Source organism: Salibacterium aidingense DSM 18341, assembly GCF_000429685.1.
Classification (GTDB): Bacteria; Bacillota; Bacilli; order Bacillales; family Marinococcaceae; genus Salibacterium; species Salibacterium aidingense.
This window is the reverse complement of record NZ_AUCI01000041.1, coordinates 1-14,100: the sequence shown is the minus strand read 5'-3', so window position 1 is coordinate 14,100 and position 14,100 is coordinate 1. Positions and strand designations below refer to the sequence as shown.

The window sequence follows — 14,100 nt, the reverse complement described above, 5'->3', positions numbered from 1 at the left end:
GGATTATGCTGATCATAGCCGTGGTTAAAATATAAAGAAAACGAGACTGGGACAAAAGATAAGAGGAATGGTGAAAACCTGAACATCTCGTCTTCTATGGTAAACAGTACTTCCTAAGCGTCGTCAACATACGAAGACTCCTGTGGGAACAGCACGTGTCTCGAGACCCCGCAGGCAGAGGGTTTCTGCCGAGGAGGCTCGAGCCGTGCCCACGGAAAGCGAAGTATTTTGACGGAGCGATAAATAGGACAGAACGAAAATTTCCGAACGATTTATGGATTAATCGTTCGGAAATTTTTATCTTATAATGGTATTGTCCCAAACTCGTTTTCTTTATGATCGTTCGATTTTTCCTAGAATAAAGGCAAGCAGCAAGCCGGTTAAAAAGGTCACAATACTAAGGAGAAGCTGAGCAAAACCTGCCCCCAGACCTGGAAAAACGACAAACAGTGATCCAATAAGCAGGCCGGTCATGACCGCATAGGTACCCGTGGGGTGGTAACGGAGCAGGTAATGCAGAAATTTACTCATGATCGCAATCCCTAAAACAATGCCCGCAGCCAGGATCAGTAATACAGGGAGATAGAGGCTGCTTACGGCATGAATGACTGTGCTGTAGACGCCTAGTATTAATAAAATAAAGGAGCCGCTGACCCCCGGAAGGATCATGGCCGTGCTGGCCAGCCAGCCGGAAAAAAACAACAGAAGGTAATCAGAAAAAGAGAGAGATTGCATGACAGCGCCTTCGTCTCCTCGGAACATGCCGGACAATATAACGAGGACAGCCGCAGCAGCTAGAACCACATAATGTTTTCCGGTGAAAGTCCGCTTATAATCCGCTTCTCTCAATAAAAAAGGGATCGTTCCTAAAATTAAGCCTAAAAATAAGAAAAACGTAGGCTGGGGATAAGAGGCGAGAAGCCATTCCAGCATACTGCTTAAACTGAAAACCGCTAATCCAATCCCAATCCCCAAAGGAATAAAAAATCCAAGCTGTTCTTTCCATCTTCTGCTGAAAAAGTTATTTACTGCAGCGATCAGACGATGGTAGATACCGAGTACCAGGGCAATGGTACCGCCGCTCACACCTGGAATAATATCACTGGCCCCCATGGCCATCCCGCGCAGTATATTTCTCCACTCAAACATGACAGGTCTCCTTTATATGTACAGGCTTTTTTATGTGATTATATGCGGCCCTGAATAAACTATGTACAAAAAGAGACGTCCCTTACCAGACAGAGGTTACAGTGGGGACGCCTTTTTTATATACTTACATTCCAATGGCTGAATGCGGGGCACTTCCTTCCTCTTCTTTTCGGAGGCTTTTGTCAAACACAAAAGGGCCGAAGGGGATAATGGATACAACGGCCGCAATCATAGCTCTTGGTACCGGCCAGCGCCGCTGAATCCAGACAAACAGAACAGCAGCCATATAGAGAATAAACAAACCGCCGTGAACCGCGCCTGTGATGGTTACAGCCATATCCATTCCCAATCCGTATTTTAAAGGCATGGCCAAAAAGAGGAGCAAGACAAACGATATACCTTCCAGCATTCCTGCAATACGCAATCTGCCGATAGCAGAAGACATCATATTACACTTCACCTCAACGTTAAAGTCGTTAATACAGGAAAAGCATAGCATGAACGGGTAGGGACTACAATGGACGATTTATGACTTTTAGGCAATAAAAAAGAGAAGCTGTCCCCTTAGGACAACTCCTCTTGATCAGTGGTCAGCCTTTGACTACGGCGATGTCATCATTTTCAACCGTTACGTTGATATTTTCAAGGTTTTCTTCTTCAAGCATGAGATCGGCAATGCCGTCTTCTACTTTTTCTTCGATGACGCGGCGCAGGGGTCTGGCACCAAACGCCGGATCATAGCCTTGTTCAGCCAGCATTTCTTTCGCTTCTTGAGAAATGTTAACTTTTAAGTTCTGCTCTTTGGCTGCATCGATAATATCAGCCAGCATCAGATCGACAATAGTGACAAGGTCTTCTTTTTCGAGTTCGTGGAAGGACACGATACTGTCGAAACGGTTCAAGAATTCAGGCTTGAAATAATCGGACAACGATTCGGTTAGTTTTGGTTCTACATCTTCTTTACTGCCAAAGCCGACGGTCACGCGTTTTATATCAGATCCAGCGTTGGATGTCATAATGATGACGGTGTCTTTAAAGCTTACCGTACGTCCCTGACTGTCCGTTAAGCGGCCGTCTTCCATGATTTGCAGGAACATGTGCTGTACGTCGGGGTGTGCTTTTTCTATTTCATCCAGCAGAATAATGCTGTATGGCTGCCGGCGTACTTTTTCGGTCAGCTGTCCCGCTTCTTCATGTCCGACGTATCCGGGCGGTGAACCGACTAGTTTAGAGACAGAGTGTTTCTCCATATATTCACTCATGTCCAGACGGATCATGGCTTCACTGTCTCCGAACATTTCTTTCGCCAGAGATTTGGAGAGTTCTGTTTTACCGACACCGGTTGGTCCGACGAACAAGAATGAACCGATTGGACGAGTACCGCGGCGCAGGCCGGCGCGGTTACGGCGGATGGAACGTGCCACCTTGCTTACGGCCTCATCCTGGCCAATGACGCTTGCACGCAGCCGATCCGGCAGGTCTTTCATTTTCTGCTGTTCATCTTTTTGCAGACGTCTTACCGGAATACCGGTTTTGTTCTCTACCATCTGTTGAATAGTTTCCACATCTACGACAGCTTCTTTGTGGGAAATATCTCCGTTCTGCTCGGATTCTTCCAGCTGTTTTTGCAGTTTGGATTCTTCATCGCGCAGTTTGGCTGCCCGTTCATAGTCTTCCTGCTGTGTTGCTTTTTCTTTTTCAGCCGCGAGTTGCTCAATGCGGCTTTGCAGCTCCTGATCGTCGTCTTCACTGTGGATCAAATTGATTTTAGAACCAGCTTCATCCATTAAATCAATCGCTTTATCTGGAAGGAATCGATCCTGGATATACCGGTCGGATAGATGGACACAAGCTTGTAGGGCATCCTCTGTATAAGAAACCTGGTGGTATTTTTCATAGTTGTCTTTCAGCCCTTCTAAGATGCTGACAGAGTCTTCAAGCGATGGTTCATTTACCATCACCGGCTGGAATCTGCGCTCCAGTGCTGCGTCTTTTTCAATTTTCCGGTATTCGGCAAGGGTGGTAGCACCGATTACCTGTACTTCACCGCGGGCGAGTGCCGGTTTCATAATGTTACCTGCGTCAGACGAACCTTCTGCGGAACCAGCGCCGACAATTTGATGGACTTCGTCAATGAAAACAATGACGTTTTTACGCTCCTGCAGTTCTTTGAGAAGCTGTTTCATTTTCTCTTCAAATTGACCACGCACTCCGGTGTTCGCTACAAGGGAAGACACATCGAGCAGATAGATGTCTTTGTTTTTCAATTTGTTCGGTACTTCGCCTTCTGTAATACGAAGGGCAAGTCCTTCGGCAATCGCTGTTTTACCGACACCTGGTTCGCCGATCAAAACAGGATTGTTTTTGTTGCGGCGGTTTAATGTTTCGATAACGCGTTCCACTTCGTTGTTACGCCCGATCACTGGATCGATCATGCCGGCGCGTGCTGCATCGGACAAGTTTTTCCCCATATCATCAAGCAGCCCGCCGCCATTGCCGCCAGCCTGCTGGGCCTGTCCCTGCTGATCCTGGGCAGCATTCATCTGCTGACCTCCCATCATGTTCTGGAAAAACTGGTCAAAAGCAGAAGACTGGCCGCCCCCTCCAAAGCTGGAAGGCTGTTTCATATCATTTCGAACTTCATTGTAGCAGATATCACACAAATTTATTTTTTGCTGATAACCATTGATGTTCATATTTAATTCAATGCGTGCCTGCCGCTGTTTACAATATTCACATCTTCTCATGGTTATTTACCTCCTTCATTCAATAGGTTTATATTGCCAAGGGTTGTAGGTTTATTTTTATCTTGGTCTGCATCATAACGCTGTGATTTCTGGATTTCAAATCATTTGCTTTGACTTTGACTTTCTTTGACCTTGTAAACAGTATTATACATTGACCTTCTTTGACTTTCAAGGGGGGGTATAAAAAATTTTTGATGAACAGGAAAACAGGACATTTCTCAAATGTCCTGCTTTCCTTCTGCTTCTATTATTTTTATTGCACACGAGGGCTGCATTTAAACTTCGTTTAACTATGAGCGGGGGAAAACGACAGACTCTGATTACTATTCAAACGGGTATTGATAATTAATTTCTTCATCAAAAACGACATAATCCAAATACACCATTAACAGTAAATACCATCTGCCTGCTTCCTCATCTCTAAGTACAATATGGTCCCGTCCTGCTTCATCAATGATGCCGCGGAACACCATGGACTGCCAATCCGGGTTTCCTTCAAACGTCATATAAACGTTGGCTCGTTTTCCGCGGTTTAACCGCAGGATGTTTTCGATGTATGATTCTTCTAATGGAAGCATGCCATTCCCATTGCCATTGCCGTTCCCGTTTTGCTGGCGTATTCCCATGTTCGCTTCATACGGAGAAAAGCCCCCCTGCTGCTGCATGGGATACCAAGGATAATAATTATACAAAATATCTCCTCCTTTTTTATACATGTTTACCTGTAGACTTCTGAACAATCTTCATAACGGGGCGAAAAGAAACAATGTGCTTTGAAGCGGCCGACATTTGGCTGGCCGAACCATTCCGCCGGACATGCTCCTCCCGGACGGTAAAACCATAATGAATTTTCGGCCGGGGAAAATCGTTCTCCCTGGACAAGCCGCCGGGCCAGCCGGATTTCCCGGCTTCTTGCCCGTTGATAAAAATAACTATCCTGTACAGCCTCGAATCCTCCAGGAGATTGGTAAACCATCTGGGGAATGGTACGGATATTTTCAAAATCAAGGCAGTTGGCATAGACCCGGTTCACCATCACATTACCTGCCAGGAGCATCCCCTGATTGCCTTCCCCTTCTGCTTCCGCCCGCATGAGGCGGGCAAGCATTTTGAGATCTTCTGTCGGTGCCTTGATGATAGCTATGGGATCACCCCGCTTTTTAACTTTCACATTAATGTAACTTATGAGACAGAAGGAAAAGATATGTTAAAAAAACCGGCCTTTTTCGGCCGGTTTTTCTCACCTGCTGAGGTTGGATAAAGGGGCTTTTAAATTAGTTTGTTTGAAAGAAAGGGTGGATGTGCTCGTTATTTAAAATATTCCCGACATAGAATGATCCGAATTCACCATAACGGGCCGAAACTTCATCAAAACGCATTTCATATATTAATTTTTTAAATTGAAGCGCCTCGTGAGCAAACAGGGTAACGCCCCATTCCCAGTCGTCCAGACCAGTAGACCCTGAAATGATTTGTTTAATCTTCCCTGCATATTTGCGGCCGGTCATGCCGTGGGCTTTCATCAGTTCCACTCGTTTTTCGAGGGGGAGGGAATACCAATTGTCCTCCCCTTCCCGTTTTTTATCCATCGGATAAAAGCAGATATGCTCCCATTTCGGCAGAATCGGGTAAATTCTGTCCCGCATATTGGGGTTATCCAATGGGTCGCTGCCGTCTTTGGGAGGGGTATAGTTGCCTTGTTCGACAACAGACAGATAGGAATACGTCTGCATCGTATAGTCTGCGAGGCGGAGTTTATTAAATTCCTGTTCAATGGCATTCAGCTCATTTATCGAGTCCCGTAAGTTCACCATTATAATATCCGCTTTATGGCCAACAACGGTGTACAAGGCATAGCTTCCGGTTTCTTCTTCCTCTATGGTCTGCCAGGTTTCCAACAGCCGGATGAATTCATTCACCATGGCCTGTCTTTCTTCTTCCGGCACCTGTTTCCAGGAGCTCCAGTCTATTTTCCTCAAGTCATGCAGGCAGAACCAGCCGTCCAATGTTTGGGAAGGTTCACTCATTATGTAACACTCCTTTTAAATAAAAACTCTCTTTACTGATTACTATATCACAGTGAAGGAAAACCGAAAAAAATAAGCCTTCCATTTTAAGAAAAGTCAATAGTTGTTCATATATTTCTGATTTAATTGTCTTTCCAACATTTATCAATGGATATTAAATCCACATCTGCATCTGACAGAATTTTATTTGCCTCCTCCATTCGATTTCTTTCGTAAGAAGCAGCCACAGGGATAGACACATGATTTTTGATAGCAGAGGCCGCCTTGATAAAACACGCATAGTCTTCAGAGGATAGGGGGGAACGCCGGGTCTCGTTCAGACCGGTTCCAATATGGAGCATATCTATTCCGGAAGCTTCCAATTGCTCGGCAAGGGTGATGGTTTCATCTTCTATATCTCTATGGTTACTTAAATCCCTGCCGGAAAGGTGAAAAATAATTGGAAATTCTGCGTCTGTATATTCTCTTACGTGTCTGGCAACAGCGAGCGGGAAGTGAAGACGTTTTTCAAATGTCCCGCCCCATTGATCTGTTCTTTTGTTTGTATGAGGCGAAAGAAACTGATGAATTAAATATCCTTCTGCCGCCCCGATTTCTACAGCATCAAACCCTGCTTCCCGGGCTTTTAATGCTCCGTCGGCAAATGCCTGAATCGATTGATATATATCATGGAGTTCCATTTTTTCAGGCTTATCCGGATAAAGACGGGCAGAAGAGGCAGCAGGATCGGAACTCTTTTCTCCTTTATAAGCATACCGGCCCGTGTGAAAAAGTTGTAGAGCGATGGCCCCGCCCGCTTCATGAACACGATGAATAACGGGGCGCCATTCGTCAAGTTCAGCTGTATTCATTGCCTCTTCCCTGTTGCTGCCTGCCGGGGTATCGGCCTCTCCATTCGTCATGATAAGACCGATCTGATCTTTTGCACATTGCACATAGTAAGCCGTTTTTTTATCCGATGGATTTTCCGCATATTCGAGTATGATTCTGCTCTGAAGTGTTAGATTCCTGAGATGGAAGGGCGAAAACAAATGATTCTTTTCCATAAATTAAACCTCCTTCTACGTTTCAAAAAAGCCGGGCAAATGAAGTTTTTTTAGTATGAAACAAAACCCCTTGATTCATCACGGCTGTGCTGGAATAAAATAATTGTTCCACGTGAAACATTTCCTCTAATTGTGAAAACGCTTGATATACCAGGGGATGTAACCGTTTACTGGTTAGAAAATTTCTATTTTTATTATTTTAGGTCTGCAGGTTTATTTTTTCATGAGACAAGAGTATGCTTGTGAATGAAAAAACAGTGACATCTTTTCATAAAGGGATTAAGGAAGTGCTGAATCAGGGTATAATATTTATAGATAGAAGAGACGGGGCTGGCAGGGGAATGATTAAAGGAGGAATGGCTGTGAGTGATCTATTTGAGGTTGTCCAAGGCCAGGTAAAAGCTGCATATCCTTCCATCGTATTTCCGGAAGGAGACGATGATCGGATTATAGAAGCGGCGGCAAGACTATCGACGGATAAAATGTTGAAGCCGATTATTATCGGTGAAAAAGAAAAAGTGCAGGAACGAGCGGAGTCCCTGGGGGTTTCCTTTTCGGAAGTGGAGGTGTTTGACCCGGCTTCTTATGAGAACTTCGACAGGCTTGTCGACGCTTTCGTGGAACGGAGAAAGGGCAAAGAAACAGAAGAAAGCGCCCGCGAAAAACTCCAGAATCCTAATTATTTTGGAACAATGCTCGTCCATTTAGATTATGCCGATGGTTTGGTGAGCGGAGCTGCCCATTCTACTGGTGATACGGTTCGGCCGGCATTGCAGATCATTAAAACAAAACCAGGCATTCAAAAGACCTCCGGTGTGTTTATCATGGTAAAGGAGGAAAAGAAATTTGTGTTTGCAGACTGTGCCATCAATATTTCTCCAAATGCTGAGGAGCTTGCGGAAATAGCTGTGGCAACTGCTGAGACCGCGCAGACATTTGACATGGAACCGAAAGTTGCCATGCTCAGCTTTTCCACAAAAGGATCTGCGTCATCCATGGAAACACAAAAAGTATCAGAAGCTACAAAAAAAGCGCAAAATGACCGTCCGGATTTGATGATTGACGGAGAATTTCAATTTGACGCGGCGTTTGTACCGGCGGTGGCACAAACAAAGGCTCCGGATTCTCCGCTGCGGGGAGAAGCAAACGTATTTATTTTTCCCAGTCTGGAATCCGGAAATCTGGGATATAAAATTGCCCAGCGCCTTGGCGGTTACGATGCGGTAGGGCCGATCCTGCAGGGGCTTAATAAACCAGTCAATGACCTATCACGGGGATGCAGTGTGACGGATGTATATAACCTGGCATTAATTACCGGGAAACAGGCAGTGATGGAAAAAAAAACACTGACTAAGGTGTGAATAAGGTGAAAACGCGAAAAGGACCGGGACAAAAAAAAGCATAAATAAAAACCCGAACATTTCGTAGTTTGTGTTAAATAAGCAAGGAACAAGCGAAGTCAAAATACGAAGACGCCAGCGGGAACAGCACGGACCCCGCAGGGTACGGGTCAGATCGGCGCCCGCCGGAGGTTCCGCTCTTAGCCGATCCTCCTCTATAGAGGCCGTGCCCCCGGCAAAGATGACTCTCCGAGAACGACCAAAGGGGTTAGAGGAGATGTCGCCCTTATGCCCTGGGATGAAGCGAAGTATTTTGACACAGATGCACAAAAAATCCGAACGATTCTCTCGCGAATCGTTCGGATTTTTGTCTCTTAATGGTTTTATTCCAGACGCTTTTCTGTGGAAGCCCCCATGAAATTCGGGTCAAGCGATTTGAGGTGTAGAACAAGGAAGAGAGTTGAGTTTTTCCATTGCTGTCTTTTTATTATAATAGTTCTAGAGATATTAATAATAGAGGAGGAGGGCTAAGAAATGAGACCGGTATTACATACAGGTTATATTCTCCTCTTTGCTTTCATCATAGTTTTCAGCTTGTTTACCTTGTTTGGGGCAGGATTTTTGGAAGGAATGGGGACGGCGTCCCTGCTGCATATTTTTATTATGGGAAGCATGTGGGCCGTGAGTTACGGCCTTCATCTTCTATTAAAAGGATGGAAAGGGAGCCTTCTTTTGTTTTTATTTACGGTAGCAGCGTTAGTGTCCTGGTTTGCAGGGGGCTACCTAATGTTGGAACAGCTTGTTTAATAGCAGTTTTTCCTGCTCGTTATTCCTGGTTCTGTTCTTCCATGGTACGGGATAAGGCCTTATCATTGCGTTCGGTGACACGCTGGAAAAAGATATCAAAGTGCTCCAGTTCGTCTGGGCTCAGCTCCGAAGACTGGATGTCTGCCCCTTCCGCTTTCACTGTGGTAAGCAGACGGTAGAGTATATGGTTAACGTCTATTGTTTTCCCGTATATCTCGGAGAGGGACGCCATCGTTTGAGGAGTAATGCGCGGCCACCAGAACTTTGTAGGTTCTCCCTGGACGGCATGCTCATAAAAATCTTTAAGAAGGGAAGCGCGCTCAGATCCACTTCCACGGGCGGCCATATATAGTTGAACGGCCACGCCGCCGCGGATCCGGCGTTGGGAAATTCCGGCGAATTTCTTCCCATTTATGCTTAAGTCGTAGTCACCGGGGCAGTAGGAACCTTTCACTTCAAAAGCTTCAACAGGGCCTGGGGCGTCCGCGAAGAGAAGTCTGGCGATTTCCCACATAAAATCATAACCGCTGTGTATGGAAAACTTTTTATCTTCTTGGAATATAAAAGACAAATTAAAAATGTCCTCGTCGAGAACCACGGCAAGGCCGCCGGAGTTTCGGACAATGACTTGATATCCCTGGTTTTCCAGGAAGCGAACGCCTTCCGCGGCATACGGGAGGCGGCTGTCCTGAATCCCGAGGACGATGGTAGGGCTGTGCACCCACGCCCGCATAACTGGAGATGCCCCCCTGCCTGTACTAACACAAAATGTATCATCAAAAGCAAACGACTGAAGAGGATGGAAATGCAGGCCTGAGCTCGAATGATCCACCCACCGCCATGTTTGTCCGTTCAGCATATCTTTCCTATTCATGGTTGAAACTCCGATCCAATGTAGTTTCCTTTTATGGATTAAAAAGCTTGAATTCATAGTGGTGGAGAGAGACAGTTATAACAACCTCCCTCCTTGTATATTCATTGCAGCGTAAAAACAACAGACTACTTTTCAACTTTTTAAAAGAAGAACCGTAAATATTATATACCATTTTCAGTGCATTTGTCTCCTCCGCAAGCAGCCCGGCTCATTCCGCCGAAATAATGGCTCAAAAACGCAACCAGGTGTTACCAATTAAATAGTTGGAAATAAATTTGTCACTACCATTATACGATAGGGTTTTTTCCTATCAAAACGGAAGGCCAAACTAAATAACTAGGCTCTACAAAAAAAGTTAGGGTTTTAAGTTCCAGCTGCGACTTTTGTGGAGAGTCTTCCATGGTAACGGAAGAAGAGCAATCGATGCTTGGCGATCTGTAGAGTAAAAAGATAAATCATAATGTTTCCTGTCACACCAACATTTGGAGCTGATTGTATGTTATAATGAACGTATGATGTAAACGATCTGCTCTGTTGGATGGGCAGCCATTCCCTTTAAGAAAGGGGGTGGTTGAAATGTCAGATTTCGAGATCCTAATGGTCATGCTCACGGCACTCCTAGTTCTCGTTTCTGACAATAGAAAGTGAAAACCCATCCTGTAGAGCGGGCACTCTAAAGCAGGATGGGTTTTCTATCTTCCATTCTTCGTTGCCCTCCTAGAGGGTCGTTTGCATCTGTATTTGGCAGAGGCACTTCAGTGTCTCTGCTTTTATTATATGCTAGGTGTCGGATAAAATGCAAATAGTTATAATTTACTAAAGGCGTTTTAGGGTGGCGGAGGGGCACGGTCACTCGAGTTGGATAAAGGGGCAGAGCCGGCAGTTTCCATTCCAATATTTGACTTAAAACCAGAAATAAAATCCCGCCGGCTTTGGGGCGGAGTTTTGCTTCTTTCCTTCTGCCCTTGGTATAATAGTAATATATACCAGACCTGCCGAAAGAAAGGCACTGTAAGGGAGCGGAAACCGCCTATGAATGAAGGCAACCGAACATTGCAGGAAGAAAAGGTGTTTAAAGACCCGGTCCATCGTTATATACATATACGGGATGAATTGATCTGGGACTTGATTGGAACCCGTGAGTTTCAACGACTCCGCCGGATCCGGCAGCTTGGAACCACTTTTTTAACCTTCCATGGGGCAGAACACACTCGTTTTAACCACTCCATGGGAGTGTATGAAATCATGAGGAGAATTATTGAAGTGTTTGACGGCAGGCCTCACTGGGAAGAAAGGGAACGACTGCTCTGCCTTAGCGCTGCCCTTCTTCATGATATCGGCCATGGTCCCTTTTCTCATTCCTTTGAAAAAGTGTTTCAGACGGATCATGAATGGTGGACTCGAAAGATTATCACTGGAGATACGGAAGTTAACCGCGTATTAAGGCGTATGGGGGAGTCGTTTCCTCAGAAGGTAGCGGATGTGATTGAGAAAACGTATCCAAATAAGCTTGTGGTTAGTATGATATCCAGCCAAATTGACGCGGATCGTATGGATTATTTGCAGCGTGATGCATATTATACCGGGGTCAGTTATGGTCATTTTGACATGGAGCGGATTCTGCGCGTAATGAGGCCGACAGAAGACCAGGCGGTGATTAAGAATACGGGGATGCATGCCGTAGAGGATTACATTATGAGCCGGTATCAAATGTACTGGCAGGTCTATTTTCACCCGGTCACCCGCAGTGCGGAAGTAATCTTAAGTAAAATTTTACAGCGGGTAAAAAAATTACATACAGAGGGATACTCTTTTTCCCAGCCCCCTTATCATTTTGAAGGTTTTTTTGAAGGAACCCTCAGCCTGGAAGAATACCTTCGTCTGGATGAGTCGGTGGTGCTGTATTACTTTCAGATGTGGCAGTTTGAAGAAGACGCTGTATTAAAGGATCTTTGCCAGCGCTTTATGAACCGGCGGCTGTTTAAATATGTGGAGTTCAATCAGCATTTTATTTTAAACGAATGGGCGAAACTGCAGGAACTATTTGGACAAGCCGGGATTGATCCGGACTATTATTTGGTTATTGATTCTTCTTCAGATCTCCCGTATGATTTTTACCGCCCCGGAGAAGAAGAAGAGCGGATGCCCATCCATTTATTAACACCTGAAGGACGACTGCGGGAATTATCCAGAGAATCGGATTTGGTAGAAGCTATCTCAGGAAAGAAACGAACGGATCATAAATTATATTATCCGGCGGAATGGCTGGAAACTTCCGGCCATGAAGAAGAAAAACAACAAATCAAAAAAATATTATTCTCCCACCAAGGAGAGACAGAATCGGAATATGAAGAACGGTAAGGCAGTTGAAGATTGGCGGATGGTTCGATCATGAAGGAGGAAGTCGGGAATGTTGCCTGATCATGCAAAGTTATTGGCGCTGTTACAAGAGGCGGGCGAAGTGGTGGGCCGGAAGAAATGGCAGAAAATTGTCTATATAAGCAAGAAGTTGGAACTACCTCTGCAGGAAAAATATACATTCCACATGTACGGTCCCTATTCTGAAGAGCTGACAATGAGGACAGAAGAGCTGTGCAGTCTTGGTTTTATATCGGAAATCAAAGAACGCAAGGCTGGTTATTATCAATACCGGTATCAGCTTACAGAGGAAGGCGGTACCTTTCTCGAGAAAATGGACCTGGATTGGCCGTGGAAAAAAGCAGAAGCCATTATTCAGCAGTTAAATGAATATAGTGCCAAGTTTTTAGAGCTGGTCTCGACGATGTTATATTTCGAAGAATTGCCGAAAGAAGACGTGAAAGAAAAGGTATGTGCGTTGAAAAAAAGTCAAAACTACTCGGAGGAAGATATGGAGGAAGCCTGGCAGCTGATTCAATCTTTGAAATAACCAGGCAGAAAAAGGTATGATAGAAGCAGAAACTCTATGAAAGGAGACGATCGTATGGATCTTTTTGATAAAGATGATAAGAAACGTAAAGGCGGCGGTTTTAATATATTAAGCGGAGATGCCACCGGAGGAGACGGAGGATATGGCGCCGGTACGTTAAGCCTGGATAATATGTCCCCCGTTATCATTGATCCTGCAGAAGACCGGGCCTTTGTAGATATGGGAGCCCTCCACGCCCGCTCTGAAATAGAAAAAAAAGTGAAATTTTCTGCGGATAAAGAAGAGGTGCCCAATCCCAAACTATACTGGATGGTGTGGGTGACAGTGGATCATAAAGATGGCAAGCCGCATTATTCGGGAGTTACAGCGTGTGAAACCCTGGTGGAAGATTCAGACAACCGTATCCGCAAAGGCTATAAAAGCATGCCGGAGCATGTGAACAATATGGATAAATCCTTGAAAGGACGACTCATCCTGGATCAGATGGATGATCATTCTAAATACATTTTAGCTGAATTTCTAAAAGGGTTTGATAAAGACATTTGGGATCATTCCAGTGAAGAACTGCATCAAGTTCTGAATGTCAAGGATGATTAAAAAATAAAAAGAAAACGTCTTGTAAACTTTGAACGATTTTTGAACAATTGTCAGAGCTATTGTTCTTTTCTCAATTTAACAATACACTGGAAATACACACACGATCATAAAACTAGGACACCAAAACGTGCAAGGGCGCCCATCCAGCCCCTTGCACGTTTTGGTTTAAAAAGAAGAAAAAAGCACAGCGGACGGACATTTATTCCGTTATTGCTTCGATTTATCCTATTTTGAGGGAGAGATGGGACATTTTGGATCTATGTCAAGAAAGTAGACACCTTTTTTTATGATTTGTCCGTTATAAAACGGAACGGACGCAGGTTTTTTCCCACCTGTCAGGATAGATGATGCCGCGGAAGCGTCAAGCTCAAACCGCTTGACCCATCCGCTCTATCATCTAGAGCGGTGGTTAAGGAAAAAAGTACTCTCCTGCCTGCATTAGGAGGTTTCTACGGGCGCTCGACTCCGCAGAACCTGCTGTTTATAATACTGCACCGGGGTCAAATAGTTCAGGGTACTGTGGATACGCTTGCGGTTGTAAATCAGTTCAATATAGCGAAAAATCTTGTCATGCGCCTGTTGATGGGACGGAAACCGTCGTCCCC

Annotated in this window: 14 protein-coding genes; 5 read left to right on the top strand and 9 right to left on the bottom strand. The window is 45.0% G+C overall.

The features are described 5' to 3' along the window. Positions 1–333: 333 nt before the first annotated feature. From G475_RS0121450 to G475_RS25960, 7 genes are all read right to left on the bottom strand, one after another. A complete protein-coding gene (locus tag G475_RS0121450) occupies positions 334–1,149 on the bottom strand; it encodes a DUF368 domain-containing protein (protein WP_026703009.1) in 816 nt (271 codons plus the stop codon). Between the two features lie 124 nt (positions 1,150–1,273). Continuing rightward, positions 1,274–1,597 (bottom strand): DUF3817 domain-containing protein, encoded by a 324-nt coding sequence (locus G475_RS0121445; protein WP_026703008.1) that lies wholly within the window; start codon positions 1,595–1,597, stop codon positions 1,274–1,276. A 142-nt stretch (positions 1,598–1,739) separates the two neighbouring features. Continuing rightward, the gene (locus G475_RS0121440) at positions 1,740–3,896 is read right to left on the bottom strand and encodes an ATP-dependent Clp protease ATP-binding subunit (RefSeq protein ID WP_026703007.1); all 2,157 of its coding nucleotides are present in this window, start codon (positions 3,894–3,896) and stop codon (positions 1,740–1,742) included. A 323-nt stretch (positions 3,897–4,219) separates the two neighbouring features. Then, a complete protein-coding gene (gene gerQ / locus G475_RS25965; protein WP_407636220.1) occupies positions 4,220–4,588 on the bottom strand; it encodes a spore coat protein GerQ in 369 nt (122 codons plus the stop codon). A 26-nt stretch (positions 4,589–4,614) separates the two neighbouring features. After that, positions 4,615–5,040: a cell wall hydrolase gene (locus G475_RS0121430; protein ID WP_026703006.1), complete on the bottom strand. Its 426-nt coding sequence runs from the start codon at positions 5,038–5,040 to the stop codon at positions 4,615–4,617. Between the two features lie 130 nt (positions 5,041–5,170). Then, entirely contained in the window at positions 5,171–5,923 is a 753-nt protein-coding gene (gene hemQ, locus G475_RS0121425; RefSeq protein ID WP_026703005.1) for a hydrogen peroxide-dependent heme synthase, read from the bottom strand. Between the two features lie 122 nt (positions 5,924–6,045). Further along, on the bottom strand, positions 6,046–6,969 hold the full coding sequence (locus G475_RS25960; protein WP_051302817.1) for an oxidoreductase: 924 nt from the start codon (positions 6,967–6,969) through the stop codon (positions 6,046–6,048). Between the two features lie 362 nt (positions 6,970–7,331). On the opposite strand from G475_RS25960, the gene pta reads away from it, so the two are divergent. Further along, positions 7,332–8,330, top strand: coding sequence for a phosphate acetyltransferase (pta, locus tag G475_RS0121410; RefSeq protein ID WP_026703004.1), 999 nt, complete (start codon positions 7,332–7,334; stop codon positions 8,328–8,330). Positions 8,331–8,843: 513 nt separating this feature from the next. Continuing rightward, positions 8,844–9,116 carry a hypothetical protein gene (locus G475_RS0121405; RefSeq protein WP_026703003.1) on the top strand — a complete coding sequence of 91 codons (273 nt, stop codon included), beginning with the start codon at positions 8,844–8,846 and terminating at the stop codon, positions 9,114–9,116. A 19-nt stretch (positions 9,117–9,135) separates the two neighbouring features. Here G475_RS0121405 and G475_RS0121400 read toward each other — a convergent pair whose 3' ends face one another. Further along, positions 9,136–9,990 carry a lipoate--protein ligase family protein gene (locus G475_RS0121400; protein ID WP_026703002.1) on the bottom strand — a complete coding sequence of 285 codons (855 nt, stop codon included), beginning with the start codon at positions 9,988–9,990 and terminating at the stop codon, positions 9,136–9,138. Positions 9,991–11,022: 1,032 nt separating this feature from the next. Between G475_RS0121400 and G475_RS0121395 the strand changes: the two genes are divergently transcribed. The 3 genes from G475_RS0121395 to G475_RS0121385 are packed head-to-tail and all read left to right on the top strand — an operon-like array spanning position 11,023 to position 13,495. Next, positions 11,023–12,351: an HD domain-containing protein gene (locus G475_RS0121395; RefSeq protein WP_026703001.1), complete on the top strand. Its 1,329-nt coding sequence runs from the start codon at positions 11,023–11,025 to the stop codon at positions 12,349–12,351. 49 nt (positions 12,352–12,400) lie between these two features. Beyond that, positions 12,401–12,898, top strand: a complete 498-nt coding sequence (locus tag G475_RS0121390; protein ID WP_026703000.1) for a YwgA family protein — start codon at positions 12,401–12,403, stop codon at positions 12,896–12,898. 54 nt (positions 12,899–12,952) lie between these two features. Next, the gene (locus G475_RS0121385; protein ID WP_026702999.1) at positions 12,953–13,495 is read left to right on the top strand and encodes a YwhD family protein; all 543 of its coding nucleotides are present in this window, start codon (positions 12,953–12,955) and stop codon (positions 13,493–13,495) included. A gap of 438 nt (positions 13,496–13,933) precedes the next feature. Here G475_RS0121385 and G475_RS28140 read toward each other — a convergent pair. After that, positions 13,934–14,100: IS3 family transposase (locus G475_RS28140; protein ID WP_156911846.1), on the bottom strand; the 167-nt coding region annotated here is incomplete at its 5' end.

Excerpts from the sequence above, each read along its gene's own strand:
- G475_RS0121450 (WP_026703009.1), bottom strand. The coding sequence starts at position 1,149 with ATGTTTGAGTGGAGAAATATACTGCGCGGGATGGCCATGGGGGCCAGT.
- G475_RS0121445 (WP_026703008.1), bottom strand. The coding sequence starts at position 1,597 with ATGATGTCTTCTGCTATCGGCAGATTGCGTATTGCAGGAATGCTGGAA.
- G475_RS0121440 (WP_026703007.1), bottom strand. The coding sequence starts at position 3,896 with ATGAGAAGATGTGAATATTGTAAACAGCGGCAGGCACGCATTGAATTA.
- hemQ (WP_026703005.1), bottom strand. The coding sequence starts at position 5,923 with ATGAGTGAACCTTCCCAAACATTGGACGGCTGGTTCTGCCTGCATGAC.
- G475_RS25960 (WP_051302817.1), bottom strand. The coding sequence starts at position 6,969 with ATGGAAAAGAATCATTTGTTTTCGCCCTTCCATCTCAGGAATCTAACA.
- G475_RS0121405 (WP_026703003.1), top strand. The coding sequence starts at position 8,844 with ATGAGACCGGTATTACATACAGGTTATATTCTCCTCTTTGCTTTCATC.
- G475_RS0121400 (WP_026703002.1), bottom strand. The coding sequence starts at position 9,990 with ATGAATAGGAAAGATATGCTGAACGGACAAACATGGCGGTGGGTGGAT.
- G475_RS0121395 (WP_026703001.1), top strand. The coding sequence starts at position 11,023 with ATGAATGAAGGCAACCGAACATTGCAGGAAGAAAAGGTGTTTAAAGAC.
- G475_RS0121390 (WP_026703000.1), top strand. The coding sequence starts at position 12,401 with ATGTTGCCTGATCATGCAAAGTTATTGGCGCTGTTACAAGAGGCGGGC.
- G475_RS0121385 (WP_026702999.1), top strand. The coding sequence starts at position 12,953 with ATGGATCTTTTTGATAAAGATGATAAGAAACGTAAAGGCGGCGGTTTT.